General features: G+C 65.4%; 25 protein-coding genes, 1 other RNA gene and 1 pseudogene. 10 read left to right on the top strand and 17 right to left on the bottom strand.

Annotated features, from left to right (window positions below; genetic code table 11):
- Positions 1-25: 25 nt before the first annotated feature.
- The 6 genes from pdxA to GGR62_RS07540 all read right to left on the bottom strand — a co-directional run bounded on the left by pdxA (position 26) and on the right by GGR62_RS07540 (position 7,039).
- Complete coding sequence (gene pdxA, locus GGR62_RS07565) at positions 26-994, bottom strand: 4-hydroxythreonine-4-phosphate dehydrogenase PdxA (protein WP_184407306.1); 969 nt, start codon at positions 992-994, stop codon at positions 26-28.
- Between the two features lie 4 nt (positions 995-998).
- Positions 999-2,399: a peptidylprolyl isomerase gene (locus GGR62_RS07560; RefSeq protein WP_184407305.1), complete on the bottom strand. Its 1,401-nt coding sequence runs from the start codon at positions 2,397-2,399 to the stop codon at positions 999-1,001.
- A complete protein-coding gene (lptD, locus tag GGR62_RS07555; protein ID WP_184407304.1) occupies positions 2,396-4,828 on the bottom strand; it encodes an LPS-assembly protein LptD in 2,433 nt (810 codons plus the stop codon). Before lptD ends, GGR62_RS07560 begins: the two co-directional genes overlap by 4 nt.
- 126 nt (positions 4,829-4,954) lie before the next feature.
- A complete protein-coding gene (locus GGR62_RS07550; RefSeq protein WP_184407303.1) occupies positions 4,955-5,863 on the bottom strand; it encodes a histone deacetylase family protein in 909 nt (302 codons plus the stop codon).
- 38 nt (positions 5,864-5,901) lie between these two features.
- Entirely contained in the window at positions 5,902-6,459 is a 558-nt protein-coding gene (locus GGR62_RS07545; RefSeq protein ID WP_184407302.1) for a cob(I)yrinic acid a,c-diamide adenosyltransferase, read from the bottom strand.
- A 1-nt stretch (position 6,460) separates the two neighbouring features.
- Complete coding sequence (locus tag GGR62_RS07540; RefSeq protein ID WP_184407301.1) at positions 6,461-7,039, bottom strand: hypothetical protein; 579 nt, start codon at positions 7,037-7,039, stop codon at positions 6,461-6,463.
- Between the two features lie 183 nt (positions 7,040-7,222).
- Here GGR62_RS07540 and ubiH point away from each other — a divergent pair, with 183 nt between their 5' ends.
- The 5 genes from ubiH to GGR62_RS07515 all read left to right on the top strand — a co-directional run bounded on the left by ubiH (position 7,223) and on the right by GGR62_RS07515 (position 12,128).
- Complete coding sequence (ubiH, locus tag GGR62_RS07535) at positions 7,223-8,431, top strand: 2-octaprenyl-6-methoxyphenyl hydroxylase (protein WP_184407300.1); 1,209 nt, start codon at positions 7,223-7,225, stop codon at positions 8,429-8,431.
- Entirely contained in the window at positions 8,428-9,609 is a 1,182-nt protein-coding gene (locus tag GGR62_RS07530; protein ID WP_184407299.1) for a UbiH/UbiF family hydroxylase, read from the top strand. Before ubiH ends, GGR62_RS07530 begins: the two co-directional genes overlap by 4 nt.
- 126 nt (positions 9,610-9,735) lie before the next feature.
- Positions 9,736-10,455 carry an alpha/beta fold hydrolase gene (locus tag GGR62_RS07525; RefSeq protein WP_184407298.1) on the top strand — a complete coding sequence of 240 codons (720 nt, stop codon included), beginning with the start codon at positions 9,736-9,738 and terminating at the stop codon, positions 10,453-10,455.
- An 83-nt stretch (positions 10,456-10,538) separates the two neighbouring features.
- Entirely contained in the window at positions 10,539-10,970 is a 432-nt protein-coding gene (locus tag GGR62_RS07520; protein ID WP_184407297.1) for a nuclear transport factor 2 family protein, read from the top strand.
- A 123-nt stretch (positions 10,971-11,093) separates the two neighbouring features.
- The gene (locus GGR62_RS07515; protein ID WP_184407296.1) at positions 11,094-12,128 is read left to right on the top strand and encodes a transporter; all 1,035 of its coding nucleotides are present in this window, start codon (positions 11,094-11,096) and stop codon (positions 12,126-12,128) included.
- Positions 12,129-12,290: 162 nt separating this feature from the next.
- Here GGR62_RS07515 and GGR62_RS07510 read toward each other — a convergent pair whose 3' ends face one another.
- The gene (locus GGR62_RS07510; RefSeq protein ID WP_184407295.1) at positions 12,291-12,965 is read right to left on the bottom strand and encodes a GntR family transcriptional regulator; all 675 of its coding nucleotides are present in this window, start codon (positions 12,963-12,965) and stop codon (positions 12,291-12,293) included.
- Positions 12,966-13,198: 233 nt separating this feature from the next.
- On the opposite strand from GGR62_RS07510, the gene GGR62_RS07505 reads away from it, so the two are divergent.
- The 3 genes from GGR62_RS07505 (at position 13,199) to GGR62_RS07495 (ending at position 15,530) form a co-directional block, all read left to right on the top strand.
- Positions 13,199-14,095, top strand: a complete 897-nt coding sequence (locus GGR62_RS07505; RefSeq protein ID WP_184407294.1) for a gallate dioxygenase — start codon at positions 13,199-13,201, stop codon at positions 14,093-14,095.
- 10 nt (positions 14,096-14,105) lie between these two features.
- On the top strand, positions 14,106-14,465 hold the full coding sequence (locus tag GGR62_RS07500; protein ID WP_184407293.1) for a protocatechuate 3,4-dioxygenase: 360 nt from the start codon (positions 14,106-14,108) through the stop codon (positions 14,463-14,465).
- Between the two features lie 63 nt (positions 14,466-14,528).
- Positions 14,529-15,530, top strand: coding sequence for a LysR substrate-binding domain-containing protein (locus GGR62_RS07495; RefSeq protein WP_184407292.1), 1,002 nt, complete (start codon positions 14,529-14,531; stop codon positions 15,528-15,530).
- Positions 15,531-15,805: 275 nt separating this feature from the next.
- On the opposite strand, the gene GGR62_RS07490 is transcribed toward GGR62_RS07495, so the two are convergent.
- From GGR62_RS07490 to GGR62_RS07460, 7 genes and pseudogenes are all read right to left on the bottom strand, one after another.
- Positions 15,806-17,284: an AMP-binding protein gene (locus tag GGR62_RS07490; RefSeq protein ID WP_184407291.1), complete on the bottom strand. Its 1,479-nt coding sequence runs from the start codon at positions 17,282-17,284 to the stop codon at positions 15,806-15,808.
- A 206-nt stretch (positions 17,285-17,490) separates the two neighbouring features.
- Positions 17,491-18,960, bottom strand: a complete 1,470-nt coding sequence (locus tag GGR62_RS07485) for an aldehyde dehydrogenase (protein ID WP_184407290.1) — start codon at positions 18,958-18,960, stop codon at positions 17,491-17,493.
- 83 nt (positions 18,961-19,043) lie between these two features.
- Positions 19,044-19,871: a p-hydroxycinnamoyl CoA hydratase/lyase gene (locus GGR62_RS07480; RefSeq protein ID WP_184407289.1), complete on the bottom strand. Its 828-nt coding sequence runs from the start codon at positions 19,869-19,871 to the stop codon at positions 19,044-19,046.
- 32 nt (positions 19,872-19,903) lie between these two features.
- Positions 19,904-20,377, bottom strand: a complete 474-nt coding sequence (locus tag GGR62_RS07475; protein ID WP_184407288.1) for a MarR family transcriptional regulator — start codon at positions 20,375-20,377, stop codon at positions 19,904-19,906.
- A gap of 143 nt (positions 20,378-20,520) precedes the next feature.
- Positions 20,521-20,916, bottom strand: a complete 396-nt coding sequence (locus tag GGR62_RS07470; protein WP_184407287.1) for an EF-hand domain-containing protein — start codon at positions 20,914-20,916, stop codon at positions 20,521-20,523.
- 176 nt (positions 20,917-21,092) lie between these two features.
- A complete protein-coding gene (locus tag GGR62_RS07465; protein WP_184407286.1) occupies positions 21,093-21,815 on the bottom strand; it encodes a hypothetical protein in 723 nt (240 codons plus the stop codon).
- Positions 21,816-21,898: 83 nt separating this feature from the next.
- Positions 21,899-22,802 (bottom strand): annotated as a pseudogene (locus GGR62_RS07460) (SMP-30/gluconolactonase/LRE family protein).
- Positions 22,803-22,928: 126 nt separating this feature from the next.
- Between GGR62_RS07460 and GGR62_RS07455 the strand changes: the two are divergent.
- Together GGR62_RS07455 and GGR62_RS07450 are read left to right on the top strand one after the other, a co-directional pair.
- Entirely contained in the window at positions 22,929-24,038 is a 1,110-nt protein-coding gene (locus tag GGR62_RS07455; RefSeq protein ID WP_184407285.1) for a Gfo/Idh/MocA family oxidoreductase, read from the top strand.
- Positions 24,039-24,119: 81 nt separating this feature from the next.
- Positions 24,120-24,189: non-coding RNA, sX9 sRNA (locus GGR62_RS07450), on the top strand.
- A 674-nt stretch (positions 24,190-24,863) separates the two neighbouring features.
- Here GGR62_RS07450 and rlmM read toward each other — a convergent pair.
- Genes rlmM through GGR62_RS07435 form a run of 3 tightly spaced genes read right to left on the bottom strand, consistent with a single transcriptional unit; the run spans position 24,864 to position 26,908 of the window.
- Positions 24,864-25,907, bottom strand: a complete 1,044-nt coding sequence (gene rlmM, locus GGR62_RS07445) for a 23S rRNA (cytidine(2498)-2'-O)-methyltransferase RlmM (RefSeq protein ID WP_184407284.1) — start codon at positions 25,905-25,907, stop codon at positions 24,864-24,866.
- A 36-nt stretch (positions 25,908-25,943) separates the two neighbouring features.
- Complete coding sequence (locus tag GGR62_RS07440; RefSeq protein WP_184407283.1) at positions 25,944-26,504, bottom strand: nucleoside deaminase; 561 nt, start codon at positions 26,502-26,504, stop codon at positions 25,944-25,946.
- Positions 26,504-26,908, bottom strand: coding sequence for a hypothetical protein (locus GGR62_RS07435; protein ID WP_184407282.1), 405 nt, complete (start codon positions 26,906-26,908; stop codon positions 26,504-26,506). The genes GGR62_RS07440 and GGR62_RS07435 overlap by 1 nt, the downstream gene beginning before the upstream one ends.
- Positions 26,909-26,999 lie beyond the last annotated feature (91 nt).

Genomic DNA, 26,999 nt, shown 5'->3' with positions numbered 1-26,999 from the left:
GTCCATCGCACGCACCGCGCCTGACTCAGCCGCGCGCGGCCAGGCGCGCACACAAGTCGGTCGCTGCCATCAGGCTGGACGGATCGGCAATGCCACGCCCGGCCAGTTCCAGTGCGGTGCCATGATCGACCGCCACACGCGGGTAGGGCAGCCCGAGCGTGATGTTGACCGCCTGTTCGAAGCCGCTGTACTTGAGCACCGGCAGGCCTTGATCGTGATACATCGCCACCACCGCATCGAATCCTGGCAGTTTTTGCGGCAAAAACGCGGTATCGGCCGGCAGCGGCCCGATCAGCTGCATGCCTTCGCCGCGTAGCTGCTCCAGCACCGGAAGGATGATGTCCAGTTCCTCGCGGCCCAGATGCCCGTCCTCGCCTGCGTGCGGGTTGAGGCCGAGCACGGCGATGCGCGGACTGTCCAGGCCGAAGTCGCGGCGCATTGCTGCGTCGGTGATGCGCAGGCAGCGCGTGACGGCATCGGCGGTGATCGCATCGGCCACTGCGCGCAGTGGCAGGTGGGTGGTGACCAGGGCGACGCGCACGATGGCGTTGGCCAGCATCATCACCACCGGGCAGCCGGCCTGTTCGGCAAGCAGTTCGGTGGTGCCGGTGTAGGGGATGCCACCGGCGTTGATCACCGCCTTGTGCACCGGGCCGGTGACGATGCCCTGCAGCGTGCCGGACAGGCAGTCACCGGCAGCGCCACGCAGGCCGGCAATCACGGCCGCTGCGTTGGCGGGGTCTGCCGTGCCAAACCGGGTAGGGACGGCTTGGCGGATCGGATGCAGCGGCAAGTCGCCGGGCGCACGTGCGTGTTGATCGGGGTCGAGCAGCCGCACAGACAACGACAGCGCCTTCGCGGCGCTGTGCAGGGTATCGGGATCGGCGTAGGCGATCAGGTGTGCGTCGGCACGCGGACGTTGGGCGAGCCGGACACAGAGTTCCGGCCCAATCCCGGCCGGCTCGCCTGGCACCAGCGCGAGCGACGGAAGCATCAACTCAGCGCGTCGGCTTGGCCGGCGGCGGTGTCGGTGCGGCAGGCGCGGCCGGTTCTGCCGGCTTGGCCGGAACCGCCGAGGCGTCGCCATCGGCGCGGTCGCCGGTGCGGAAGCTCACATACGCTTCGCCACGCAGTTCCTGCAGGTAGCGGTTGTACTCTTCTTCCAGCTTGCGACGGCCGATCGTTTCACGGACCTGGGCGCGCTGATTTTCGGCGCTGACGTCGGTCTGGCGGCTCGCCACGCGCTGCACGATATGCCAGCCGGCCTGGGTGCGGAACGGTGCGGACACCGCGCCATCGGCCAGCGCTGCTACCTGCGTGCCGAAATCCGGGCCGAACGCATCGGCCGGGAACCAGCCCAGATCACCGCCCTGACTACGGCTGTTGGTGTCCTCGGAGGACTCCTTGGCCGTTGCCTGGAAGTCGGCGCCACCGGCAATGCGCGCACGCAAGGTGTCGATCTTGGCCTTGGCCTGCTCTTCGGTCTGGTTGTCGCTGACACGCACCAGAATATGGCGTGCGTTGTATTCAGTGACCAGCTTCTTTTCAGCGCCGGAATTGGCGTCGCGCATTTCCACCAGCTTGAGCAACTGGAAGCCGCTCGGGCCACGCAACGGGCCGGCCACCTGGCCCGGCTTCATGTCGCGGATCAGCTGCGCGAATGCGTTGGGGATTTCGTCCAGGCTGCGCCAGCCCAGGTCGCCGCCTTCCAATGCGTTCGGGCTATCGGAATAGCGCACTGCGGCCGCTGCGAAGTCCAGCTCGCCCTTGTCGATCAATGCCTTCACGCCGTCGACCTTCTTCTGGCCGGTGGCAATCTGATCGGCGGTCGCGCCTTCCGGCAGGCCGACCAGGATGTGCGCCAGGTGGTACTGGCTACCGGTGGTGGCCTGCTGGGCCAGCGCGGTATCCACTTCACCTTCGCTGACGCTGATGCGGCCTTGCGCAAAGCTCTGGCGCAGACGCTGCACGATGATTTCATCGCGCACCGAAGCGCGGAAATCGCCGTAGCCCATGCCGTCGGCGGCCAGCTTCTGGCGCAGGCCATCCACGGTGGTGCCGTTCTGCTGGGCGATGCTGGCGATGGCGCGGTTGAGCTCATCATCGCTGACGCGGATGCCGTTGCCATCGGCGCGGCTGACCTGCAACTTGACCAGGACCAGGCGCTCAAGCACCTGCCGCTGCAGGACATCGTCCGGCGGCAGCTGGCTTTCGCGACCGGCGTACTGCGACTTGACGTTGCGCACAGCGCGATCAAGCTCGCTCTGCAGCACCACGTCTTCGTCCACGATGGCAGCGATGCGATCCAGTGGCTGGGATTGCTGTGCCGAGGCCAGCGGCGAAACCGTGCTGGTGATGACCAGCAACGAGGCAAGAAGAACGGAGAAAGGCTTGGTCATGGAATCAAGTTCGGATCGTAATCGTCCGGATTAGGCGTGGTGTTGCTGGGCGGGACCAGATACAGGTCGTCGCGGTAATAGCCGAGAATAGCACGGCGCAAAGTGCGGTCCGTGTTCTGCCCGAACGAGCTCAAGCCCTTCAGCACGAACTCGAACTGGATGGAGTTATCCATCTCGCCGTTGCGGTTGCGCACGAACCGGCGCACCAGCCCGCGTACCGCCAGGCAGCAGCTGTCCCACTGCACGCCGCCGATGATTTCCAGCGGCTTGCGGTCCAGCAGCGAGTAGTAATAACGGCCGACCGCGCTCCAGCTGGGATTGATCGGATACAGGAACGAGAAGTCGGCCTGCTCAAGCTGGTCCCTATTGCTGTTGAGATCGCGACGGTAGCGATACGCCAGATTGATGATGCCGTCGTTGTTGAGCAGATAGCGCGTGCGCAGGCTGGCCAGATCTTCCTTGCGCGAGTTCGGGTTCCACTGGTACGTGGCGCCCATCGACCAGCGGTCGTTGATCATGTAGCTGGCATCGGCCACCCAGGCGGACTTGCCCTGATCGATGGTCTGTTCGCTACCGGCTGCGGCGTTGGTGCTGTTGTTGATGCTGACCAGCGAATCGTTGAAATACAGGATCTGGCCCGCGCTCAACGACAACTTTTCGCGGCCATCGTCCTGACGCAACCAGCGCGAGGTCACCGCCAGGGTCAGCTGGTTGGCATCGTTCTGGCGGTCGGCACCGGTGTAGCGCGAATCGCGAAACAGCTGTCCGTAGCTGAAGGTGAACGGACGGGTGTCGAAGACCGGCAGATCGTTCTGGTCGCGGTACGGCACGTACAGGTAGTACATGCGCGGTTCCAGCGTATTGAGATAGTTGGTGCCGAACACCGAGGTTTCGCGGTCGAAGTACAGGCCGGCATCGAGCGAGGCGATCGGCAGGCTGCGGGTGGGCGAGCGGTTGCCGGTCAGCGGCTCGGTGGTCGCAAGTTTCGAATCCAGTTGGTAGGCGGTATAGCGCCAGGCCACCGTGGGCGTCAGGAACCAGGCCGCGCCCGACAACGGCATCGAGATGTAGGGTTTGACGTCCAGGCGCGAGCCGCTGCCGTACGCCTTGTTGCGGATATTGGTACGGACGTACTCGGCTTCGTCGCCATCCCTGCTGTTGCTGCCGTTGATCGGCGGCCTGACGAAGTAAGAATCATCATGCGTAAACCGTACCGCCTCTGCGTAGACGCCGGCCTCGAAGATGCCGAACGGCTTGTCCCAGGTGAAATAGGCGCGCGGCTGCCGGTTGTAGGGCAGCGACTGCTCATCAAGCGTGTAATCGGTGAGCTGCCAGCGGTCGGCCATCAGACCCGCAGTCCAGGTCTCGCCGGTGCCGTAGATGCCCACGGTGCTCTGCAGGCTGGAGGCCGAGCCCATGCCGTTGATGCGGCTGTTGAAATCCTCCATGTAGCGGGTGTCGCTGACCCAGGAGATGCTGCTGCGCGCCTGCCAGTGGGTATTGAGGTTGTGGTAGCCACTATAGAAGACGCTGCCACGGTCCTTGTCGCGCAACTTGTCGTTGGGCAGGTAGTTGCCGGTGACTTCGCCGCGGCCGTTGGCGTATAGATAGCGGAATTCGGTGCCGAACATGAAGCCGCGCTTGCTCATGTAGCGCGGTAATAGCGTCGCGTCGTAGTTCGGCGCCAGGTTGAGGTAGATCGGCTGCAGGTAATCGAAGCCGTTGCGGCCGGACAGGCCGAACTGCGGAAACAACAGGCCGGTCTGGCGGCGATCGTCGATCGGGAACTTGAACCAGGGGAAGTACAGCACCGGCACCTTGCCGATCTGCAGCACGGCGTTGCGCGCGGTGCCGAAGCCTTCTTCGTTGTCGACATCGATCTCCGGCGCGCGCACGCGCCAGATCGGCTGCGAGGGGTCGCAGGTGGTATAGGTCGAGCGATGCATCTGCCCGACCTGGCCCTGCAGATCCACCGATTCGGCCGCACCGTTGCCGCGCCGGTCTACCAACTGGTACTGGATGTTGGTGACCTTGTGGGCGTCGGTGTCCTGATTGCCTTCGGCGCGGTCGGCGACCATGCGGAAGGAGGTGTCCTGGTAGCGGACATTGCCTTCGGCGATGTAGTTGCCGGTCTCGGTGTCCATGCGCAGGTTGTCGGCGCCCAGGAACTGGTCGCCGCGCTTGAGCGCCACATTGCCCTGGTATTGCGGGGTGGTGCTGGTGCCGGACAGCTGGTCGCCTTCGACATTGGTCGGCAGCTGCTGGCGCATCTCGGCGGCCTTGGGGTCGGCGGCGGGGGCGCCGTCGAAGCCAGGTAGCGGGTCCACGGCCGGGCACAATCCCCAGTTCAACGGCTTGTCGGCAGCCATTGCCGGGAGGCAGATGGCGATGCTCAAAGGCAGGGGCAGCAGGCGGAGAGCTCGGCGCACGCGTGATTCAACCAATAAAATGGCGACTAGCTTGCCGTATACCCCGCATGGGGGCAATGAAGAACTCCCTGACCGGGTGGGCGAGGTTCATCGCCAACAGGGGCGCGGCTGGCGCGCCGGAGTGGCTCAACGGAGTGCAGCCACGTGCGCCACGCTGCTTTCGCGTAGCGCCTGCAGGTCGTAACCGCCTTCCAGCATGGACACCATCCGTCCGCGCGCATGCCGCTCGGCCAGGGCGCGCAGGGCGCCGGTCAGCCAGGCGAAATCGTCCTCGTCGAGCATCAGGTCGGCCAGCGGATCGCGCAGATGCGCATCGAAGCCGGCGGAAATCAGGATCAGCTGCGGGCGAAACGCATCGATCAGCGGCAGCATCTCGTCCTCCCACACATTGCGGAAGCGCAGCCCGTCGCTGCCCGGCGGCAATAGCAGATTGTGGATGTTGCCGATGCCACGCTCGTGGACGCTGCCCGAGTGCGGATACAGCCCGGACTGATGGGTGCTCAGATACTGCACGCAGGGGTCGCGCTCGAAAATCGCCTGCGTCCCGTTGCCGTGGTGGACGTCGAAATCCACGATGGTGATCCGTTCCAGCCCATGCCGGTCGCGGGCGTGGGCGGCGGCCACGGCGATATTGTTGAACAGGCAAAAGCCCATCGACACCTGGCCGGTAGCATGGTGGCCGGGCGGACGCACGGCGCAGAAGGCGGTGCGGCTGAGGTCCTGCATCACCGCGTCGACCGCGGCGATGCCGGCACCGGCTGCGCGCAATGCCGCCGCCCGCGAGCCGGGCGACATCACGGTGTCCACGTCGAGGCGGTGATGGCCTTCGAAGGCAGTTTCCAGCACCGCGTCCACCTGTGCGCGCTCGTGCACGCGGCACAGGTCGCCGAGTTTGGCCAGCGGCGCCTCGCGCCAGTCCATATCCGGGAACGCGTTGCGCAAGGCCTGCACCACCGCTTCCAGGCGGGCGGGGCTCTCGGGATGCTCAGGGCCGGCGTCGTGACCGAGGCAGGCGGGGTGGGTAAAGACCAACATGGGGCAAATCTAGCCTCTCCGCCGAGCCAGGCGCATGGTCAAGCGCGCCGGCGGTCGTGCCGCCAGAGCACTTCCTGCTGGCCATCCACGCGCGCCAGCACGCGTGCCAGCACGAACAGCAGGTCGGACAGCCGGTTCAGATAGCCGATCGCCTCGCTGCGTACCGCTTCCTGGCGCGACAGTGCGACAGTCTCGCGCTCGGCCCGGCGCACGATGGTTCGGGCCAGGTGGCAGCGCGCGGCCGCTTCGCCACCGGCCGGCAGGATGAATTCCTGCAGCGGCGGCAGGCTGTCGTTGAAGTGGTCCAGGTGGCGCTCCAGCGCCTGGATATCGGCCGCCTCGATCGCAGCATGGCCGGGGATGCAGAGCTCGCCGCCCAGGTCGAACAGCTGGTGCTGCACGGTGGTCAGCAGCTCGGCGATCGCGGTGGGCACGCCGGGCGCAGCCAACAGCACGCCGATGGCCGAATTGGCCTCGTCCACGGTGCCGTAGGCGTTGACGCGCAAGGCGTCCTTGCCGGTCCGGCTGCCATCGCCCAACCCGGTGCTGCCGTCGTCGCCGGTGCGCGTATAGATACGTGAAAGCCGGTTGCCCATCTCAGCCGGCCTGGGTCTGGCCGTGCGCGGTGGTCAGGCGCTCGGTGGCGACCTGGATCAGCGCTGCCGCCGCAACATAGAGCGCGGCGCTGCGCAGATAGGGGCCCAGCCAGTCGGTGTAATTCTTGAACCAGCCGGCCAGGGTCGGCTCGGCCACGCTGGCGCTGATCCAGTAGAAGCTGCCCTGGGCGATCAATTGGCACACCGCCACGGCGATCAGCAGCGCGGGTACCAGCCGGGCCAGCGCGCTCCATTGTGCGCCGTGATAGGTCCGGCGCAGCCACACCCCACCGGCCCACAGCGCGAAATAGGCCGGGATCAGGCACCAGTACGCCGGCGACACGCAGTAGTGCTGCCAGAAGCTCATGCCCTGCTGGGTGATGACCAGCCAGTCCACCGCGACCGCCAGGCCCATCAGCAGCGGGAACGCCAGTTTGCTGCGCGCGGCCAGATGAAACCCGCCGATGAAGAACACCGCCCAGGACGCGTCCGGGACCGGCGCGAAGTGATTGATCCGCGTGGCCGCCATCAGGATGGCGAGCAGGCTCAGAATCAGGGTGTCGTGCGAGCGAGAAGTCATGCGCGGAAGTAGCCGGATTGCAGGTCCGGGAGTGTAGCGTGGAACCTGGCGCACCCGCGCCACCGCCAGGTCTGCGGCGCCCGGCGGCGGGGAGGTAGTCAGGGCGCGGCGGACCGGCAGACGCGTCAACGTGTCCCATCCGTGGCTCGCGATGCGTTGCAGGCGAGGGCTTATCATGTGCGGATGACAGACCCACATGACGTTCTGATCGTTGGCGGCGGCCTGGTCGGCTCCAGCCTGGCGATTGCGCTGGACCGCCTCGGCCTGGATGTCGGGCTGGTGGAAGTCACTTCGGCCGGCACGCCGCCGGCTGTGTTCGACCAACGCAATCTGAGTTTCGCCGCCGCCACCATCAATGCGTTGGGCGTGCTGGGCGTGATGGCCAAGTTGCGCAGCCCGCCCGGGCCGATCCGGCGCATCCATGTCAGCCGCGCCGGCGATTTCGGGCGCGTGCAACTGGATGCCGCCGACTACGGGCGCGACTGCTTTGGGCAAGTGGTGGTGGCCCGCGACTTCGGCGATGCCCTGCAGGCACGCCTGGACGAACTGACGCGGCTGCGCCGGTATCGTCCGGCGCGCTGCATCGGCGTGGAGCCGGTGCAGGACGGCGTGCGCACGGTACGGCTGGCGACCGACGACGGCGAGCAGCGCATCCGCGCCAAGCTGGTGGTCGGTGCCGATGGCACGCACAGCGCGGTGCGCGAACTGCTGCACATCGAGACCGACACGCACGATTTCCTGCAGACCTTGTTCGTGGCCCGCGTGCGCGCCTCCCGGCCGCCGGATGGCACCGCATGGGAGCGCTTCGGCGAGCATGGGCCGACCGCGCTGCTACCGCGGGGCGACCGCCATTACGGCGCGATCCACTGCGTGGCGCGCGCCGAGGCCGAGGCGGTCGCCGCGCTCGACGAGGCCGGCTGGCTGGCCCGGCTGCAGCGTGCGGCCGGCTGGCGCGCCGGGCGCTTTGTCGCCAGCGGCGAACGTAGCGCCTATCCGCTGGTGCAGGTGCTGGCCAAGGACCTGAGCGCCGAGCGCGTGGTGCTGCTCGGCAACGCGGCGCAGACGCTGCACCCCATCGGTGCGCAGGGCTTCAATCTGGGATTGCGCGACGCGCTGACACTGGCCGAACTGATCGAGCACGATCGCAGCGATGCCGGGGCCGGCGCGCTGCTGGCCGACTATGTGGCGCGTCGACGCGTGGACCGCGAGCAGACGATCGGCTTCTCCAGCGGGCTGGCGCGGCTGACCGGCAATCCGGCACCGCTGCTGCGGCCGCTACGCAGTCTGGGATTGCTCGCCACCTCGCAGGCCGCGCCGCTGCAATCGATGCTGGTCGGCGGGGCGATGGGTTTCCGTGGCGATGTGCCGCAGCTGTGCCGGGGCATCGCATGAGCCGCCGCGGTACGCGCGATGCGGTGATCGTCGGCGGCGGCGTGGTCGGCGCCGCCTGCGCGTTGGCGCTGGCCGACGCTGGTTTGAGCGTTGCGCTGGTGGAAGGGCGCGAGCCCGCGCGCTGGCATGCCGATCAGCCCGATCTGCGTGTGTATGCCTTCGCCGCCGACAACGCCGCGCTGCTGGACAGCCTGGGCGTATGGAAGACCGTGCGCGACGCGCGCGTGCAGCCATACCGGCGCATGCGGGTCTGGGATGCCGGCGGTGGCGGCGAGCTGCGCTTTGACGCCGATACGTTGGGCCGCGAACAACTCGGCTGGATCGTCGAACATGCGCTGCTGGTCGATCGCCTGTGGGCGGCCGTGCACAGCGCCGGGATCGAAGTGCATTGCCCGGCGCGCGTGGCCGAACTGGAGCAGGACGCCGACAGCGTGCGCCTGCGCCTGGACGATGGCAGCCGGCTGGAAGCGGCCATTGCCATCGCAGCCGATGGCGCGTCGTCCACCTTGCGCGATTTGACCGGCCTGACGGTGTCGCGGCACGCCTACGCACAACGGGGCGTGGTTGCCTTCGTGGAGACCGAACAGCCGCACCAAGCCACTGCCTGGCAGCGCTTTCTGACCACCGGGCCACTGGCGTTCCTGCCGTTTGCCGATGGCCGTAGTTCGATTGTCTGGACGTTGCCCGACAGCGATGCCGAACGTGTGCTGGAACTGGACGATGCGGCGTTTTCGCGCGAGCTGACCCAGGCCTTTGCCGCGCGCCTGGGTGAAGTGCGTGTGGCCTCCGCACGCACAGCATTCCCGCTGCAACGGCAATTGGTGGAGCAGTACGTCAGTGGCCGCGTGCTGACCCTGGGCGACGCCGCGCATGTGGTGCATCCGCTGGCGGGGCAGGGCGTCAACCTGGGCCTGCGCGATGTCGCTGCACTGCGCGCGGAAGTGCGCGCCGCGCTCGCCAGACGTGCGGACTGGGCCGCTCCACACCGGCTGCAGCGCTGGGCGCGCACCCGCCGCAGCGAAAATACCGTGGCCGCGTACGGTTTCGATGCGATCAACAACGTGTTTTCCAACGACGAGATGCACCTGACCCTGCTGCGTGGATCGGTGCTCGGCCTGGCCGGCAGGCTGCCGCCGCTGGTCGATGTGTTGTGGCAACGGGCATCCGGCGGCGCGTAAGCAATCTTACGTCTGCCGGCCTGCTCTCTGGCTAGCCGGCACAGCCGATGATCTATGTCTTTACGATTATAGCGTAGGCCGCATCTTCCATACGACGCACGCGGCCGGGGTGGCTACAGTCGCGGCATGACTTCCGTTTCGCATACGTCCAGACCCACCTTGTTGCTGCTCAGCGGCCTGCTCTGCGACGCCGCCATCTGGCAGCCGCAGCGCGACGCGCTGGCGGATCTGGCCGATGTGCAGGTGCTGGATTTCCCCGGGTTCGACAGCATCGTGCAGATGGCTGCCCATGTGCTGGCGGGCGCACCGCCACGGTTTGCGTTGGCCGGGCATTCGATGGGTGGGCGGGTTGCGCTGGAGATCATGCGTCAGGCGCCCGAGCGCGTGACGCAGCTGGCACTGCTCGATACCGGCATTGCGCCGCGTCGCGATGGCGAACGCGAGGAGCGCCAGGCGCTGGTGGATCTGGCGCAGACGCAAGGCATGGATGCGCTGGCGCTGGCGTGGTTGCCACCGATGCTGCACCCCGCACGCATCGCCGATGCCGGCTTGATGCAAGACCTCAGCGCGATGGTGCAGCGCCAAACCGCGCAGAGCTTCGCTGGCCAGGTCAACGCGTTGCTGGAGCGCCCGGATGCCGCGCCGGTGCTTGCGCAGATCCGCTGCCCCACCTTGCTGGGGGTTGGGCGCCAGGACGCCTGGAGCCCGCTGGCACGGCATCAAGACATGGCGCGGCAGATTCCGCAGGCGCGCCTGGCCGTATTCGAAGATTGCGGGCATATGGCGCCGGTGGAAGCACCCGCTGCGGTGACGGTGGCGTTGCGCGATTGGTTGCAGGCCGCGTGATGGCGCAGGTGACGCAGTGTCTGCGTAACAGCGGCAGTTGCTGACCGCGCCGACCGGTATTGGCTAGACTTCAAGGAGGCTGCATGCACGACGATGCATCGATCACCATTGCCTGCGAGCAATTGATCCGCCGGTTCGCGCTGTACAACGATCGCCACGATCACGAGCAACTCGCTGCATTGTTCACTGACGATGGCGTGTTTGCGCGTCCGAGCGCGCCCGATGCGCCGGTGCATGGCCGTGCGGCGATTCTGCAGGCCTTTCGCGAGCGCCCGCCGCGCACCACGTGTCATCTGATGCTCAACACCCTGGTCAGCATTCAATCGCCCACATTGGCGCACGCGCACAGCAACGTGCTGCTCTACACCGCCGCCGATACGTCGTCGTCGCCGCCGCCGTGGAGCGCGCAAGCACCCGCGTTGCTTGGCAGTTTCGACGATGTACTGGTCTTCGAGCAGGAGCGTTGGTTGTTCAAGCAACGCCTTGGAACGTTGTTGCTGCGTATCGGCAGCTGAGCCGCAATCACCCGCACAGGCACGGTGCTGGCGCGCGTTTCGCGCCGCGCGTTGCCGTCCCGCTTTCTCCCCCCCCACGTCGCGCTCGCAGTCATCTATCCCTTTGCATTGGAGATTCGCCCAGTGGAACGCGTTCGCATCCCCGCCCGTCGCCGCTCTGTCCTGTCACGTGCACTGTCACGCCGGCCGTGTTCATTGGTTGCGGGGGCGTTGTTCGCTGCCGCATTGCCGAGTGCTGCGCTGGCGCAAGCAGTGCCGGAAACAGCCGCACCTCCACAAGGGATCAATCTTGGCGGCACCAGTTTCATGGACGGCTTCGGCTCGCTGACGCCCGGCTGGACCGTCATCGAATATCTGCGTCACTCCAACTTGAATGCCATCAAGAACGCGAGCGGCGACGATTCGCCTGCCTTTCGCGATCCGCAGGTCGATGTCAGTGTGTTGCTCACACAGCTCATCTACGTGACGCCCTACACCTGGAAAAGCGGCTCGCTGAGCTTCAATGCCATCGTGCCGCTGGTCAATTACGACACCGCGTTTGCCGCTGACAGCCCGGTGCGATTGAGCAGCAACGGCTTCGGCATGGGCGACATTTCGTTCGGGCCGGCACTGCAGATGCCGCCGGTGATGCGCGATGGGCGGGTGTTTTTTTTCCAGCGTTTCGCAGTCGATGCGTTTGCGCCGGTGGGTAAGTTCGACCGCGACAAGGCGGTCAATCAAAGCACCGGGTTCTGGTCGGTGGTGCCGCATTGGGCATTCACCGTGCAACCCAGCGATGATTGGGAAATCAGTGCGCGCATCAATTACCTGTACAACTTTCGCACCAGCCGCGCCGGCGGGGTGCCGCCGATTCCCGGGTTCCGTTTCCGCAATGGACAGGCCGGCGATGCGGTGTGGGTCAATCTGGCCACGTCGCTCAAACTCAACGAGCAGTGGCGCGTGGGTCTGAACGGCTACTACCTGCAGCAGTTGAAAGACAACCGCACCAATGACCAGCGTGTGCCCGACAGCAAGCGCACGCAGGTCTATCTGGGTCCCGGCCTGTCCTGGCGCATGGACCAAAAGAATGTGCTCAATTTCAACGTGTACATGCCGATCAAGGTGAAGAACTCGGTGGCCGGCAACAGCTTCAATCTGATGTTCGTGCACTCGCTATAGCGCATGCAAGCTGGCATGCACGCTGACTGTCGTGGTCGGCGTGCATCGTGGAATAAAGCCGTGGTTTGCCGTTTGCGTGTTCGTGTCTCGCAGAGACGACCGACGAGCGCTACACGTGCATCGATGCCATTGCCTCTGCACGGCACCGTACATTCCGAAGACTCACAGCCCCATGCTGTGCCGCTGCGTATTGGCATGTTCGCGGAACAGCAATTCCGCACGCGCGCCATCGCGTTGCTCGATAGCCGCGACGATCGCACCATGCTGGCGGTGCCCGTAATAGAGATCGTCATAGGCCAGCGTGGCAGAGCGCTGACCGAACACCACGTTGACCGGGCTGACGAACGGCACCAGCGTGCAGCGGTCCACCGTCTCGGTGAGGATCGGTTTGTTGGCCGCCACCACGATGGCGCGATGGAAGCGGGCATTGATCGCACCGTAGGTCTGCTCATCGCCGGCATCGAGGCTGTGCTTGGCAAACAGCCGGTCGCCTTCGCACAGACAATCGTGCAGGGTGGAGAGCAATGTGGCCGACGCGCCCTGTTCGGCCACCGTGCGCGCCGCCATGCCCTCCATCAGCGCGCGCACCGCCAGGGCATCCAGGCTTTCCTGCTGGCTGAAGCGCCGTACCGCATAGCCACGGTTACCGACCTGCACCAGCAGGCCCTCCTGGCATAACGCCGGCAGCGCCTGGCGAATGGGCGTGCGCGAAATGGCCAGGCGCTCGGCCAGGGCCGCCTCGGTAATGCGCTCGCCGGGGGCAAAGGTGCCGCACAGGATCAATTCGCGTAGCTGCTGGACCGCTTGCAATCGATGGTTGTTCGCCATTGGCTCCATTCTCTCGCGCCGTACCGCAGCGCACGTTCCTTCGAAAGGGGGAAACTCGCAATTGCTTGTATAAAGGTCTTGCAGATGAGGTCGCTTGATGGCAATTTGGATCCCAAGGATACCGTTTTGGCGATCCGGAGTGGTTGGTCGTCCGTGTTGGGATCCATTGCATCGTCGATCCTGACTCAATCAATGACGTGCGTGCTGCCTTTCCTGGCTGCGGTGCGTCGCAGGAGCAAAGCATGGCTAGCATCATCGGCGGCATCGGAACCTCGCACGTTCCCACCATCGGCGTGGCTTACGACAAGGGCAAGCAACAGGATCCGGTATGGAAGCCGTTGTTCGACGGCTACACGCCGGTGGCTGAGTGGTTGGCCGAACAACGGGCCGACGTGCTGGTGTTCTTCTACAACGACCACTGCACGACCTTTTTCTTCGATCTGTATCCGACCTTCGCGCTGGGCGTCGGCGAGCGCTTTCCGGTCGCCGACGAAGGCGCAGGGCTGCGTAATCTGCCTCCGATCCGCGGCGACGTGCAGCTGCAAGCGCATATCGCCGAGTGCCTGGTCAACGACGAATTCGATCTGACGGTGTTTCAGGACAAGCCGATCGACCACGGCTGCGCGGCTCCGCTGCCGCTGCTGTGGCCGCATGTGCCGGACTGGCCGGGCACGGTGGTGCCGATTGCGATCAACGTCCTGCAGTACCCGCTGCCGACCGCCCGCCGCTGCTACCGGCTGGGCCAGGCGGTGCGTCGTGCGATCGAGTCGTATCCGCAAGATCTCAGGGTGGTGGTGGTCGGCACCGGTGGGCTATCGCACCAGATCCATGGCGAGCGCACCGGCTTCAACAACACCGATTGGGACATGGAGTTTCTGGACCGCTTCCAGCACGCGCCGGAAACGCTGACCGATCTCACCCACACCGACTACGTGCGCCTGGGCGGTGCCGAGAGCGTGGAGCAGATCATGTGGCTGGCCATGCGCGGCGCGTTGGATGGGCCGATCCGCAAGCTGCATCAGAACTACTACCTGATGACGACCACCGCGATGACCGTGGTGTTATACGAGCCGGGCGAAGAACGCGCCGACGCACCGCGCTCGGCAGAGCTGTTGGCGCGCACCGCCAACGCGGCATGAGGGCCTGCTGATGAATCCGCAAGTAGACGGCATGGACAAGATCGACGGTACCTATCTGTTCGATCTGCGCACCAGCAATCGCGCACTGCGCCTCAATCGTTTCTTCTGGCACATGATCCGCGCCCCATGGCGCGATCGCTTTTTGCAGGATGCGGAAGTGTTGATGCAGGAAGCCGAACTCACCGAACACGAGAAAGCGCTGGTGCGTGCGCGCGACTGGCTTGGACTGGTGCAGTACGGCGCCAATTTTTTTGTGATTGAAAAGTTCGCCCGCGTGGTGCGCACGACCAACCTGCAGGTCTACGCAATCATGCGCGGCGAGTCGTTCGAAGACTTCATGCAGACCCGGCGTGTGCCCGAGGCACGCTGAGCTGCGCGTCCCGGCCTCTGGCCGGGCGCCTCCACCCGACTTCTTAACGTAAGGCCCACCCCCATGACCATGTCCTCCGTGTTCTTCGAACACCGCATCAAGGTCCGGCATCTACGTGTCATCGAGGCGCTGGACCGGCAAAAAAGCCTGCTTCGCGCCTCACGCGTATTGAACGTGACCCAGCCTGCGCTCACGCGTGCCTTGCAGGAGATCGAAGAGATCGTCGGCGCGCCCTTGTTCGAGCGCCATTCCCGTGGCGTGCGCCCCAATGCGATGGGCGAGGTGCTGGTCCAGACCGCGCACGTCGTGCTGGGTCAGTTGCGCCGCGCACAGGATACGTTCGAAGGGTTGCTGCAGGACGATGCGCTCACCATCACCGTCGGCGCTTTGCCGGTGGCGGCGAGCGGCCTGCTGCCGGCAGTACTGGCAGCCTTGTACCGCACCGAACCCACGCTGCGTGTGCGCCTGCTGCATGGACGCACCGATGAATTGCTGCCAAAGCTTGCCGGAAACGAGGTGGATCTGGTTGTTGGACGCCTGTATCCACTGGCGCGCTACGACGCGTTGGTCCGCAAGGTGCTGTACCAGGATCCGATTGCGCTGGTGGCGCGGAGCGACCATCCGTTGTTCGCCAATGGCCCGGTACGAGTCGCCGAAGCGGTCGCGTACCGACAGGTGCTGCCGACCCTGAGTCAGCATGTGGAGCGCGACGTGGCGCAGGTCATGCGCGAGCACGGGCTGGCCACGCGCGATCAACTGCGGTCCAGCTCTGCCAGTTTCACCCGCGAGATCCTGCTCGGCACCGACAGCATCGCGGTGATGCCAAGCATGATGGTGGCTGGCGATATCGCACGTGGCGAACTGCGTGCCTTCCAGCTGCAGCAGCCCTCGCAAGCGCGCGCAGGTGGTGTGATCTATCGCGACAGCAATGCCATCCTCAAACCGGGCGTGCGGTTGTTGATGCGTGAGCTGGAACACCAACTGGCGCTGATGGCGCAACAAGGCGCGGTGTGGGTGGACGAACACATTGGCGAGGACGACATGCTGCTGGATGCGTCTGCGTAACAGATGATCGTCGTGCCAGGTGCGAGGTGTCTCGCCGCGCGGGACGAGTGCGGCATATCGCGTGCTTGGACCGTTGTACGGTGACCATTGCGCTGTCCGGCTGCAGTCGTGAATAGACTCGGCTGCCGCGTAAGGTTGGTTGAAACCCGCTCCATGCCCGGCTGATCCTGCGCCGGGCGAATCAAGCGCCATCGACTGCCGTGACCGACACCAGCCGGGTGCGTGCGTGCGCGACGATGCGCACGCACGCACGCGTCGCACGGCCGCCAACGCCATCAGGCTTCCTTGGCCAAGGCATCCTTCAATCGCGCCTTCTGCAGCTTGCCGGTGGCCGTGCGTGGCAGCGCCTCGACCAAGCGTAGGTGTTTGGGAACCTTGTACTTGGCCAGACGCTCGATCAGGTAGCTGCGGATTTGTTCCAGATCCGTCGCCTCAGCGGCGGGCACGATCGCCAGGTAGCCCACTTCGCCCCATTGCGGGTCGGCCATGCCGACCACGGCGCATTCGCGGATCTCCGGGTGATCGGCCAGCACGGCTTCGATCTCGGCGGGATACACGTTTTCGCCGCCGGAAATGAACATGTCCTTCTTGCGGTCCACCACGAAGAAGAAGCCGTCGTCATCGCGCCGGACGATATCGCCGGTGCGGAACCAGCCCTGCTCATCGCGCATCTCCGCGGTGGCCTGCGGGTCGCGCCAGTAGCCTGGGCTGAGGTTGGGGCCGCGCAACAACAATTCGCCTGGGACGCCCGCCGGGCAGTCGTTGCCATCGGCGTCCACCACCCGCGTCTGCACGCCGGGCGATGAAATGCCCGCCGCACCGAGCTTGTGACGAATCACGTCGCAATCCACCGACATGCCGAACACCGTGCCGGCTTCGCTCATGCCGAAGCCGCAGACCATGGGGATGCCATCGTCCAGCCAGCCCAGCAGGTCGTCTGCGGCGTGCGGCGCGCCGCCGCTGACCAGCGCGGTGAGATGACGCAGCGTTGCCGGATCAAAACCGGGCTGGCTGCGGAACGCCTGCATCATCTGCGGCACGCCGACATAGTGGGTGATGCCCAGCGCCGGATCGCCGAGCCAGCTCAATGTCCGCTTCGGCTCGAAGCCGCTCGAGACCTGGATCGACCCGCCCATCGCCAGCGCCGGCCGCACATTGGTGGCCAGGCCGATGATGTGGAACATCGGCGCCTCGCACAGGAAGCTGCTGTTGCCATCCACGCGCGTGGTGACGCCGAAGTTGTGCGCCACCTGCTGCAGATTCTGTTCGTTCAACATCACGCCCTTGGGCTGGCCGGACGTGCCCGAGGTAAACAGGATCAGGCTCACGCGCTCGGGCGGGATGTACGCCGTTTCGGCGGGCGCCAGCGCCTTGGCACTGTCGATGAAGCTGGCCAAGGCGTCCACGTGCGCGCGTCCGGCCGCGACGTCATCGCCCAGTAACAGATACGGCTGCGCGCGTTGCAGCAAGGCGTCTAGCTCGGTGGCGCTCAGCCGCCAGTTGAGCGGTACATAGATCGCGCCGACCCGCGCACAGGCAAAATGCAGTGCGACCTGCCAGACCGAATTGCGGGCCAGCACCGCCAGCCGTTCGCCGTCGACGCAGCCGCGCGTCTGCAGCAAGGCGGCGAGCTGGCCGATCAGGGTGTCCAGCTCGGCATATGTCCATTCCTGCTCCAGCAACAGATCGCGCGCGGCAAGCCGTTGCGGTGTGAGGCGGGCATGGAAGGAAATCGAGTCGGTCGGCATGGGCATGGCGCTGTCTTTCCGAATGCAAAGTGGGGGAGTGACCGGCGTGAGTGCGGCAGAGACGGCAGGAAGGTTGAGGCGCGTGCGCAACGCCGCAGCAGGCGTTCACGGACGCGTTGCTGAAGCACCACTGCAGATGACGTGCCGTGGTGCGCAGCGCGCTTCATGGCGGCTACGCCTGCATGCTCGCCGCGTCGTTGGTGACGTACACCTCAACTGAGATAGATGGTCTTGGTTTCCAGAAACGCATGCAGGCCTTCGATGCCGCCTTCGCGGCCCACGCCGGACTGCTTGAAGCCGCCGAACGGCATCTCGATATCCACCCACATGCCGTTGATCGAATGGCTGCCGCTGCGCACGCGGCGCGCAATGCGATACGCGCGATCGACATCCTCGCCATAGACGGTGCCATGCAAGCCGTAGTCGCTGGCATTGGCCTTGGCGATCAGATCGGCCTCGTCGTGATAGTCGATGAAGCTCACCACCGGGCCGAAGATTTCTTCGCGTGCGATGGTCATGTCCGGCGTGACGCTGGCGAACACCGTCGGCTCGATGAAGAATCCACGCGGCAAATGCGCCGGGCGGTTGCCGCCCATCACCAACTGCGCCCCTTCGGCGCTGCCCTGCGCGATATAGGACTGCACGCGTTCCAGCTGCCGGCCGAGCGCCAGCGGCCCCATGCCGGTGTCCGCAGCGAACGGGTCGCCGAGCTTGAGTGCGCCCAATGCCGCGCAATACGCCTGCAGGATTTCGTCGCGCCGTTGCGCAGGCACCAGCACACGGGTCAGCGAAAAGCACACCTGACCGGTGATCGGCATGGAGTAGGGCACCAGGCTGGGCAGCACCTTGGAGAGGTCGGCGTCTTCGAGCACGATGGCGGCCGATTTGCCGCCCAGCTCCAGCCCGACCCGCGCCAGGCGTTCGGCGCAGGCCACGCCGATCAGTCGCCCGGCCTGGGTGGACCCGGTGAAGCTGACCTTGTCGACAAGCGGGTGCCGGATCAGCTGCTCGCCGACCTCGCGACCGGCCGGCAACAGGTTGAACACGCCATCGGGTACGCCTGCGGCGCTGATGCATTCGGCAAGGATGTACGCATCGATCGGGGTCTCCGGCGAGGGCTTGGCCACCACCGTGCAGCCGGCGGCCAGTGCGGCGGCGACCTTGTAACAGAGCAAGACCAGCGGCGCATTCCAGGGCGTGATCGCCGCAACCACGCCGACCGGTTCCTGCACCACATGCACGCGGCCGCCATTGGCGCGTGCGCGCGGCTCGACGAACGGGTGCGTGGCGATCAGATCGCCGTAGTAGTCGAACAGGCCGGGTGCCTGCTGCGAGGCGCGACGGCTGAAACCGATGGTGGCGCCAACCTGGCCGGTCCAGGCTTCGGCCAGCTCCGGCATACGTGCGCGCAGTTGGTCGGCAACGCGCTTGAGTATCACCCCGCGCTCGGGAGGCGGCAGCTGCGGCCAGGGGCCGGTGTCGAAGGCGGCACGCGCCGCAGCGACCGCGGCCTCGGTATCTGCGTGCGATGGTTCGGTGTAGCGCAGCAGGCGCTCTTCGGTATGCGGGGCAATCACATCGAGATGGCGATCGCCGGTGCTTGCGCGCCACTGGCCGTCGATGAACAGGCCCAGCGGCCCACGCGCGGCGATCCCGCGCAGCGTTGCGGATAAGGCTTCCATACTCCCTCCTCGGTGCAGAAAACCACTGGCAGCGACAGCGATGCGTGGCTTGCACGCATCGCTTCAGGCGCCATGGGACGTGCTTAAGCGCTGTTTTTGGTGAGGTCGTATTCGCCCAGGCCGGGCTTGTAGCTCTTCTCGTCGATGAACTGACGGATGCCTTCCTTGCGGGCCGTGTTGTCGAACGAGTTGGCCGCTTCCTGCATGCGCACCAGATAATCTTCGGCTTCGTCGTAGGTCAGGGTGCCCACGCGGCGCACGGCGTCCTTGGCGTACTTCAAGGCGACAGGATTCTTGCGCAACAACAGTTCGGCTACTTCGCGCGTGCGTGCTTCCAGCCGTTCCAGCGGGACGCTTTCGTTGACCAGGCGCCATTCGGCCGCCTTCTTGCCGTCGATCATTTCGCCGGTGAGCGTCATCCACATCGCATCGCGCATGGACAGCAGCTCGACCGCCACCTTGGTCACGCCGCCGCCCGGCAGGATGCCCCAGTTGATCTCCGACAGACCGAACTGCGCTTCATCGGCGGCAATGGCCAGATCGCAGGCGAACAACGGGCCGAAGCCGCCACCGAAGCACCAGCCGTTGACCATCGCGATGGTGGGCTTTTGATACCAACGCAGCCGCCGGAACCAGCCGTAGGATTCGCGTTGCGAACGGCGCACGCCGCGCAGGCCCTGCGCTTCGGTTTCGCGGAAATACTCTTTCAGGTCCATGCCGGCCGACCAGGCAGTGCCTTCGCCGCCGAGCACCAGCACGCCGACGTTGTCGTCGAATTCCAGCTCGTCCAGCACATCCATCATGCGGCGGTTGAGCGCCGGGCTCATCGCGTTGCGCTTGTCCGGGCGTGCGAACTTCACCCAGGCAATGCGGTTTTCGATGCGAACCGATACCACGTCATGCTCGTTCAAGCGGCGTCTCCTTCAAGTCGGGGGCTGCGGGATCAGAGGTCTTCGGCCAACGCGGTCTCTGCCGCGGTTGTCCGCTCCAGCGTGGCGCTGGCGTTCAATTTGCACAGCAGACGGAGCAGGGTTTGCTGTTCGCCGGCCTGCAGGCCGGTGCAGGTGCGCGCGACGGCCCGTGCCAGACAGGCCTGCGCCACCTCGAGCGTGCGCTGGCCCTGGTCGGTCAGGTACAGGCCCTTGCTGCGGCGGTCGCGGCCGGCCAGACGTTCGATCAGGCCTTGCTCGGCCAGCGCATTGGCGATCTTCATGCCCGCGGCGCGGTTGACCAGCAGGCGGTTGCCGAGTTCGGTCTGGTCGCAGCCAGGCTGGTCGCGGATGTGGATCAGCGCAGTGACGCGTGCCGGGGTGAGATGCAGCTCGCCCAGTTCCTGGCGTGCGGCATGGCTGGACGCCAGGGCGGCCAGTTGCAGTTGGTAGCCGAGGTCTGCGGCAAGTGCCAGGCGAGCGGTCATCGATCCATCCAAATTGTATCCGTCAAATACAATCTAGCCGACCGCAGCGGGCGCTGCAAGAGGTGCTGGCATCGAAACCTGAAGTGCAGTGCACGCCGGCGTCCTGCTGGCGCGCCTGCCTACCGCTCAGGTGAGCTGTGTGGTCACGGGGTCAGCCAGCCGGCCAACTGCTCGCGGGTCAGGTAGCCGCTGTGGCGGGTGTCGAGCGCATCGAATTCGTCGGCCAGCACGGGGTTGGCCTGGGCTTCGGCACGGCTGATGCGGCCGTCGCCGTCCGCGTCCATGGCCTGGAAATCGATGCGGTAGCTGCCGACCACGCTGCTGGGCTGGATCGACCGCACGATCACGCTGGACTCGCCGCGCGGGCGCTCCAACTGGGTCTGATGGGTGACCTCGCCGCTGGACAGTGGCTGGGTCCGGATGACGTTGGGCACATCGACCAGCGGTACGCTGCTGGCCGGCGTGGGTGCCTGCTGGGCGGATGCGAGGCCGCAAACGAGCAGTAGTGCGGTGCATGTTGCGAGACGGCAGATGGTCATCAGATCCCCCTGATGTGGAACAGTTGGTAAGGATAGAGGGTGTGGACACGTTGCGGTGGCGCGCGCGGTGGATGCGGCGCAGCGCGATATCCCTTGCGCAAGCTGGCAACAGCGGGATTGGCATCGACGCTGGATCTGGCAGGGCGACGATGCGTTGCCGTCGCCCTGCAGGCCACTCAGCCGGGGATGAAGGGAAACACGATCTTGAGCAAGCCCTTCAAGCCGCCTTCGGCCGTGCTGGCCACGGCCTTGGCGCCCAGGCTGTTGAGTGCGCGGCGCACATCGTCCCAGCGCAGCTGCGCGATGTCCTTCTTCAACAGATCGGCCACTTCTTCGGCAGTGGGCGTGAGCTTTTGCAGTTCGCGTATGGCCGCCTGCGGGTCGGGCTGCAGATAGCCCCAGCGTTCGGCGATCTTCAGCAGCGTGTCGAAGCGCACCGCGACCACCTCGCGATTGCGCTCGTACACCGGCAGCGCGCCGACATCGAGAATGGCCTGCTCGAATTGCTGCGCGTCGTCGGGATGTTCGATGCGCACTGCAAGAAATCCTTCCTTGCGGCTGCGCTCGCTGACATGTTTGGCGCCGGAGCGCAGATTGTCTTCGGTGAGCACGTTGGCGACGATGCGCTGCATGGCCGCGTCGCCTTCTTCGGGCACCAGCGAGCGCCAGCGCGCATAGCCATCGCGCCGCAAGGCCTTGACCTTGGCCGAGGTCACCCGCAGCTGCAGCGCCACCATCGCGTTGGAACTGTTGCGCGAGATGGCGCCGTCGCGTTCGAGCAGCACGAAGATCAGCAATTCCAGGTCGCGCTTGGTCAGCGATTGGAATCCCTGCAGCAGGGTCAGGCGCAGGAATTCATTGCCAAACGCCGCTGCGTCCTTGAGTTCGATCGGTTGCATTGGGGGAGTTCTCCACGGGTGAACTGCAGGATGCCAGCACGCTGTTGCGCCGCCTGAGAACCGCTGCGATGCGCGCAGCAGTTTCAGTGTCCGGTTTCGCGTCCCGGGCGATCGGACCTGAACGTTTCAACTGCGCCGCGATCCTGCAGGGTCACGAACACCTGTTTTCCATCTTTGCCGCCGAACGCGACATTGCTGGCCTTGCGCCCTTTCAACGCCACGGTGCGCAGCAACTTGCCCTGTGGCGAGACCACCGCGATCTGCCCGGCATCGTAGCGGGCGATGTAGAGATTGCCGTCGGCATCGCAGCGCATGCCGTCCATGCCGAAATCGGGGAACGCGATCAGCAGGCGTTTGTTGCGCAGCCCCGCCATCGACGCGGTCGTACACCCACACGTTTCGCGAGACGCTTTCGTTGACGTAGAGATGTTTGCCATTGGGGCTGACGTCCAGGCCGTTGGGCGTGGTCATGCCCGACTCCAGTAACTGCACGGCGCCATCGCCGCTGATGTGCCACAGGCGGCCGCTGTTGTCCTTCCAGTTCGGGTCGCTTGCATAGAAGCTGCCATCGGGTGCGATCGCCAGATCGTTGGGGCCATCGGCCTCCGGTAGCGAGGCGAAGGTGCTCACCGCGCGCGTTTGCATGTTGACCTGCAGAATCTTGTGGCCGGTGTAATCGGCCACGTACATCACCCCATTGCGGAAGCGGATGCCGTTGCCGGTGCTGCCTTCTGGCAAGGTCACAAAGACCTCGGCCTTCGCGCTGCCGTCGGCGTGCAGGGCGATCCGTGCGATGGTGCCGTCCTTGCCCAGATTCACCGCGTAGATGGCGCCATCCGGTCCGGCTGCTGGGCCTTCGGCGTTGTGGGTGAATGCGCCATCGCCGATCAGGTCGCGCGCAACGAATGCCGCATCGGCCGCGGTCGCCGGCGAGCTGGACAACAGCAGCGCAAATGACAGCAGGTGCGGGCGGACAACAGCAATCATGCGACATGCTCCAGATGGGGTCGTTCGCAGTGTGCCAGAACGTGCGCAATGCGCATGGTGGTGATCACGCACGATCAAGTAAGGTGCCCGGGCAGCATTGGCCCAGTCCCGCGATGGAGGTTTTGCATGTCCGTGGAATCGATCACACGTCGTCGTTTGCTTACCGCTTTCGGTGGTGCAGGCGTCCTGCTCGCGGCACCTGCCTGGGCATTGCCGAAAAAGAAGCCTGGCAAGCCGCTCAATGTGGCACTGGTCGGACTGGGCAGCTATGCCAGCGAGCAACTCGCACCGGGCCTGGCATTGACCAAGCATTGCAAGCTGGCCGGCATCGTCACCGGCACCCCGGCGAAGATTCCGCAATGGCAGGCCAAGTACGGCATTGCCGATCGCAATGTCTACAACTACGAAACCTTCGATCGCATTGCCGACAACGATGAGATCGATGTGGTGTACATCGTCACCCCGACCTCGCTGCATGCGCCGCTGACCTTGCGCGCGGCGGCTGCCGGCAAGCATGTCTGGTGCGAAAAGCCGATGGCGATGCATGCCGGCGAATGCGAAGCCATGATCGCGGCATGCAAGCGCAACAAGGTGGCGCTGACGATCGGTTACCGCATGCAGCACGAGCCCAATACGCGCCGCCTGATTGCGATGGCCAGCGAAAAACCGTTCGGCACACTGCAGCGTGTGCGTGCCGAGGCCGGTTACAGGGGATATCAGGGCACCAGCAAGGCCGATCGTCCGTGGCGTCTGCGCTCGCAATTCGGTGGTGGCGCGATGTACGACATGGGTGTGTATCCGCTCAATGCCGCACGCTACACGGTCGGTGCCGAGCCGTTGGCGGTGACCGCCAAGCGGTGGACCGATCGTCCCGACCTGTTCGACGAAGTCGACGAGCATATGGACTTCACCCTGGAATTTCCGAATGCGGTGCGCGCCGCATGCAAGACCAGCTTCGGCAAGAACATGAATGTGCTGCGCGCCGAATGCGAACGCGGCTGGTACGAGCTGGAGCCGTTCCAGAGCTATCAGGGCGTGACTGGCAAGGCCAGCGACGGGCGGTTGTTCGATGTCAAGGTGCAGCACCAGCAAGCGCTACAAATGGACGAAGACGCGCTGGCAATCATCAACGGCACGCCTCTGCGTGCGCCCGGCGAGGAAGGTCTGCGCGACATCCGCATCGTCGATGCGATCTACCGCTCGGCACGCGAGGGCAGCAAGCGGATCGTGCTGTGATCTTGGCCCGCTCCGGCCAAGCGCGGCCAGTAATACGACTGCGCATCCGTCAGGCAGGCGCAGCCGGCGCTTGGAATCGGTATGTACCACGCGTACACCTTGGTTCCTCGTTACTGCCCGCACCCGCCTGACGACTGCTCGGCTGCCAACCGTTTTAAGCTGAAGGCACGGGCTGACTCAAATCAGCTTGCCGCCATGACGCACGAGCAGCACAACATAGGAGCAGAACGTGCAGTCCAATGTCATAGCAGCCCACGCAACTGCGCCGGACTGTCGCTACTGCGCGCCAGCACGCGAGCACGCCAGCACGCCAGCACGCCAGCACGCCAGCACCCAGATCCTGCCACCGATCGAGCAGCCGCTTCCCCGTTTCCCCGCTTCCACGATTCCCCAATCCCGACTCCCGATTCCCGATTCCCGATTCCCGACTCCCGATTCCCCGCTCCTTAGAGCGGTTAACAAAACGACTTCGCGTCAGCCTGCTGCAGGCCGGCTGATCTGCGGCCTGGCTGCAGGGCCCTTGCCCGCCCAGCGTCGCGGGACACGCTGCAAGGACGTCCATGTAAGCGCTTACGCGGCATCCATGCCGCGTAAGGTCCCGCGACGCTGGACGGGCAAGGACCAGTCGAGATGGTCGGCATGCATGGGTTTAAACACAGCAACCAGCGGAGTCTCTGGTGCGGTGTCCCGCGAGCGGTGAGGGCACCGCGCATTCGACCCACTCAGTGTTTGATCTGGACTTCTGACTGCATCCACCAAGATACGGCCGACAAAACCACTGCACTCACTGACAGGCGCTCGCTCGCCAGGTTTTGTTAGCTGCTCTTAATCCCGCATCGCCAGCACGGTGATCTCTTCGCGATCGTGATACAGCTGCTTGGCACGCACGATCAGCGATTTCTCGGCATGCTGTTCGAACAGGTCCAGGCACAAGCGGGTTTCGTCCCAGCGCTTTTTCATCGGCAGCTTGAGGTTGAAGATGGTATGGCGGCACCAGCCTTCGCGGATCCAGGTGGCCATGCGCTCGGCGACGCGGCGCGGTTGCTCGACCATGTCGCACACCATCCAATCGAGCGGTTGCGCCGGCTTCCAGTGAAACCCATCGGCGCGCAGATGCTCGACCAGGCCGGTTTCCAGCACATGCTCGCGTAACGGGCCGTTGTCGACGCTGGTGACGTGCACATGCTGGCGGGTGAGTACCCAGGTCCAGCCGCCCGGTGCCGCACCCAGATCGGCTGCGCGCATGCCGGGCTTGACCAGCGTTTCGCGCTCTTCCGGTGTGAGCAGGGTGAGCAAGGCTTCGTCGAGCTTGAGCGCCGAGCGCGATGGCGCCTCCGGCAACAGCTTCAAACGCGGAATGCCCAACGGCCACGGCGCGCTGTCGGCACTGTCGGCCACTGCCAGCAAGGCATGGTCGCCATCGAGAAAGCAGATATGCAGACGTGCCTGGCGCGGCTGCGGTTTGTCAGTGAGCAGGCCGGCCTTGCGCAAGGCCGGACGCAAGGCGTTGCCGAAACTGCGTGCCAGCCCTGCCAGCGGCTTGCCAGCATCCGAATCCGGGTGCTCCACCCACAGGTCGCCGAAGCGTGGCTGCCCTTCCAGTGCTGCCAGGATCGGCGTGATGCGGTCCTTGGGGTCGATGCCCTTCAGTTCGGCAATCACCACCAATTTTTGCCGTGCAAAAATCAACTCGCGCCAGTGCAGCTTGGCCGCCAGTTGGGCGGCCTCCTCGCAGACGAACAGCACATGGCCGTCGTTGCGCTGCGTGCGTGCATAGCCGGCGATGCCGACGAATGCGGCGCGCGCGCTCAATTCTGCGGCCAGTTCCGGCTCGAAGCCCTGGCGGCAATAACACAGCAGGCCGCTCATTGCAGCGCCTGATGTGCAAGATCGATGCGTTGCAGATCAGTACTGGTCACCGCCGCCCTCGCCATAGTTGCGCAGCACGGCACAGGCCTGCTCGCGCTGCACGTCGCGCACCACCTCAATGCCACGACGGGTGAGTTCGCCCACCCAATCGGCAGGCAACGGGCCTTCGTCGAATTCGGTCAAGGCCATCACGTCTTCGGCGCGTGCGCCGATCAGCAGCCGGTCGATGCCTGCCCACACCGTGGCGCCATAGCATTGGCAACACGGCTGCGCGGAAGTGGCCAATGTGACCGGCGACAGTACGGCGTTCAAACGCGGCGTCTGCAGGCGCTGCTGCGCGAGCATGTAGGCCATGTTTTCGGCATGCGCCAGCGAGGTGGTCTGTGGCACCACGCGATTGACCGCTGCGGAGATGATGCGGTGGTCCGGGCCGAACACCACCGCACCGAACGGGCCGCCGCTGCGCTCCTGCACATTCATCCGCGCCAGCTCGATCGCCAGCGCCACCTTGTCTTCGTCGCTGGGATAGGCGCGGCTGTCGTCGACATGCGCGTGGATCCAGTCGGGCAGGGTGAGGTGGACTTGCGCGTTGAGCATCAGTGGACCATTTCTGTAGAGGGGGGAGCGGGGCGCAGTGTATCGGCCTGGGCGTCCTTTGCGGCACATTGCCCGGCCACGCACTGACAGGCGCTGATCTCGCGGAAGCCGCATACGCTCATCATGCCGCTGGCCTGGCACTGCGCCATCACGCCCTTGGGATCGGTAGCGCTGTCGACGTTGACGCAGGCCGGAAACGCGCCGCAGCAGTTGCCGACGTTCTTCACCGTGCAATCGGCATCGGTGCGACAGGTGGTGGTGATGGTGATCGGCTTGCCCGTCGCCGAGCCGGTCGCCGGAGGCGGCGTGGCCGCTTCGGTTGGTGGCGCGGCCACACAGCCGATCGAGACAAGACACGCCATCACCAACAGGCTGCTCAGACACCAGGACAAAAGACGGGACATGCGGCTGCTCCGATCAGGACATGTGAGCGGCCATGGTAAGCCCCTGATGCGCGGAGTGCGGCGAGGGACGGTGCGGTTATCGATGCTTCGC

The organism is Xanthomonas sp. 3075, from assembly GCF_014197275.1.
Lineage (GTDB): Bacteria > Pseudomonadota > Gammaproteobacteria > Xanthomonadales > Xanthomonadaceae > Xanthomonas > Xanthomonas campestris_B.
This window is presented reverse-complemented; position numbering and strand designations above follow the sequence as displayed.

What these genes read in the sequence shown, in the direction of transcription:
- pdxA (WP_184407306.1), bottom strand. Translation starts at nt 994, where the DNA reads ATGCTTCCGTCGCTCGCGCTGGTGCCAGGCGAGCCGGCCGGGATTGGG.
- GGR62_RS07560 (WP_184407305.1), bottom strand. Translation starts at nt 2,399, where the DNA reads ATGACCAAGCCTTTCTCCGTTCTTCTTGCCTCGTTGCTGGTCATCACC.
- GGR62_RS07550 (WP_184407303.1), bottom strand. Translation starts at nt 5,863, where the DNA reads ATGTTGGTCTTTACCCACCCCGCCTGCCTCGGTCACGACGCCGGCCCT.
- GGR62_RS07545 (WP_184407302.1), bottom strand. Translation starts at nt 6,459, where the DNA reads ATGGGCAACCGGCTTTCACGTATCTATACGCGCACCGGCGACGACGGC.
- GGR62_RS07540 (WP_184407301.1), bottom strand. Translation starts at nt 7,039, where the DNA reads ATGACTTCTCGCTCGCACGACACCCTGATTCTGAGCCTGCTCGCCATC.
- ubiH (WP_184407300.1), top strand. Translation starts at nt 7,223, where the DNA reads ATGACAGACCCACATGACGTTCTGATCGTTGGCGGCGGCCTGGTCGGC.
- GGR62_RS07530 (WP_184407299.1), top strand. Translation starts at nt 8,428, where the DNA reads ATGAGCCGCCGCGGTACGCGCGATGCGGTGATCGTCGGCGGCGGCGTG.
- GGR62_RS07525 (WP_184407298.1), top strand. Translation starts at nt 9,736, where the DNA reads ATGACTTCCGTTTCGCATACGTCCAGACCCACCTTGTTGCTGCTCAGC.
- GGR62_RS07520 (WP_184407297.1), top strand. Translation starts at nt 10,539, where the DNA reads ATGCACGACGATGCATCGATCACCATTGCCTGCGAGCAATTGATCCGC.
- GGR62_RS07510 (WP_184407295.1), bottom strand. Translation starts at nt 12,965, where the DNA reads ATGGAGCCAATGGCGAACAACCATCGATTGCAAGCGGTCCAGCAGCTA.
- GGR62_RS07505 (WP_184407294.1), top strand. Translation starts at nt 13,199, where the DNA reads ATGGCTAGCATCATCGGCGGCATCGGAACCTCGCACGTTCCCACCATC.
- GGR62_RS07500 (WP_184407293.1), top strand. Translation starts at nt 14,106, where the DNA reads ATGAATCCGCAAGTAGACGGCATGGACAAGATCGACGGTACCTATCTG.
- GGR62_RS07495 (WP_184407292.1), top strand. Translation starts at nt 14,529, where the DNA reads ATGACCATGTCCTCCGTGTTCTTCGAACACCGCATCAAGGTCCGGCAT.
- GGR62_RS07490 (WP_184407291.1), bottom strand. Translation starts at nt 17,284, where the DNA reads ATGCCCATGCCGACCGACTCGATTTCCTTCCATGCCCGCCTCACACCG.
- GGR62_RS07485 (WP_184407290.1), bottom strand. Translation starts at nt 18,960, where the DNA reads ATGGAAGCCTTATCCGCAACGCTGCGCGGGATCGCCGCGCGTGGGCCG.
- GGR62_RS07475 (WP_184407288.1), bottom strand. Translation starts at nt 20,377, where the DNA reads ATGACCGCTCGCCTGGCACTTGCCGCAGACCTCGGCTACCAACTGCAA.
- GGR62_RS07470 (WP_184407287.1), bottom strand. Translation starts at nt 20,916, where the DNA reads ATGACCATCTGCCGTCTCGCAACATGCACCGCACTACTGCTCGTTTGC.
- GGR62_RS07465 (WP_184407286.1), bottom strand. Translation starts at nt 21,815, where the DNA reads ATGCAACCGATCGAACTCAAGGACGCAGCGGCGTTTGGCAATGAATTC.
- GGR62_RS07455 (WP_184407285.1), top strand. Translation starts at nt 22,929, where the DNA reads ATGTCCGTGGAATCGATCACACGTCGTCGTTTGCTTACCGCTTTCGGT.
- rlmM (WP_184407284.1), bottom strand. Translation starts at nt 25,907, where the DNA reads ATGAGCGGCCTGCTGTGTTATTGCCGCCAGGGCTTCGAGCCGGAACTG.
- GGR62_RS07440 (WP_184407283.1), bottom strand. Translation starts at nt 26,504, where the DNA reads ATGCTCAACGCGCAAGTCCACCTCACCCTGCCCGACTGGATCCACGCG.
- GGR62_RS07435 (WP_184407282.1), bottom strand. Translation starts at nt 26,908, where the DNA reads ATGTCCCGTCTTTTGTCCTGGTGTCTGAGCAGCCTGTTGGTGATGGCG.